This is a genomic window from Vibrio sagamiensis NBRC 104589 (assembly GCF_007990935.1).
In the GTDB taxonomy this organism is placed as follows: Bacteria; Pseudomonadota; Gammaproteobacteria; order Enterobacterales; family Vibrionaceae; genus Vibrio; species Vibrio sagamiensis.
This window is the reverse complement of sequence record NZ_BJXJ01000124.1, coordinates 1-1,324: the sequence shown is the minus strand read 5'-3', so window position 1 is coordinate 1,324 and position 1,324 is coordinate 1. Positions and strand designations below refer to the sequence as shown.

The window sequence follows — 1,324 nt, the reverse complement described above, 5'->3', positions numbered from 1 at the left end:
ACGTGGTATCGGAAGGCTAAGTAAATCATCAAGATCGACATATGTTAAGATGGGAGGAAATATGCGTAATACTCATTTATTGAATAACGAAATATTTTCTTTTGAAGATGTTTATAAAGGGAAGAGTAGACTCAATATTTTAGCCCATGGCGAAAAAGTTAATGGTGTTGGCAAACTAACAGCGGGAAGTAAACTTACATCAAATGGGAGTAGACGTATGGAAGCCGATGAACTTCATGGGGTGCTTTCTAGCCAATATAATCTATCCAACTATGATAATATCAGAACGATAGTTTGTTATTCTGGTGATGGAGGAAGTCAATCTTTTGGCGCTCAATTGGCTAAGGTAACAGGAAAAACGGTAAAATCTTATTCTGGTCCAGTATATAATAGTATTGATATTGAGGGTAATACGGCTATTTTTAATAAAGAACTCACAGATGGGAGATATGACATATTTAGAAAATATGAATTCAGCGATGAACTTACTATTGCTAAAGTAAACCCGTTTTCGTTTTATGAAAAAGACTACTGGACTTTTGCTTATAATCCTGTGTACTTTCGGCAATCAATGCTGATATAGATAAACTTAGGCTAGTTACTTGCGTGTTATAACTTAATTTAACTCACCTGTTTTTATTAAAACACAGGTGAGTTCGTTATGGTGATGATGTTTTAATTTCTACTTTTATTTACTCAGTATTTTAAAATGTGTTTTTAATATTTTTTAGTATTTAGATTCCTGATTTCCATATGAGGTATAAATATCTTAGAGGTGTTTATAGTATTGATTTGATTTTTCATAATAATATTAAAATGGAGCTTTTATTTATTTTTTATTGAAGCTTTCGGATCAAAGTATTTATTACGAGGAGTAATAAAATAATGTTGAATAAAAAATTTACTGCTACTAACTATTCAAGAAGGCGCTTTCTAAAAAATACGGCTGTTACCGGAGCTGCTTCTATCTCGATGTTACCGGGGCAAGGACTCGCTCGTGATTTGTATGCTTCATCTAGCGCATCATTAAAGAATAATCCGCTTGGCTTTAATGGTGAGAGACAAGATCCTGTAACAGGGTGCTATCATTTGGGACAAGGTTACCGACAATATAACCCACATTTAATGCGTTTTCACGCCTATGATTCGATGAGTCCATTTGGACGTGGTGGTACTCATGGTTACGCTTATTGCCTCGGTGACCCAATTAACCAACGTGACCCAAGTGGACATTTCGCATTACTCAGCTTGCTTATTGGAGCCATAATCGGTGCAGTGGTTGGTGCTGGTATTGCTGCCGCTACAGAGGGGATTCAATGTGCGG

At 35.7% G+C, this 1,324-nt stretch carries 2 protein-coding genes; both read left to right on the top strand.

The genetic code is table 11. From position 1 onward, the window contains the following. The coding region (locus VSA01S_RS19735; protein WP_222593944.1) for a hypothetical protein at window positions 1-583 on the top strand (583 nt) is incomplete at its 5' end. A 302-nt stretch (window positions 584-885) separates the two neighbouring features. Beyond that, the coding region (locus VSA01S_RS19730) for an RHS repeat-associated core domain-containing protein (RefSeq protein WP_147052799.1) at window positions 886-1,324 on the top strand (439 nt) is incomplete at its 3' end.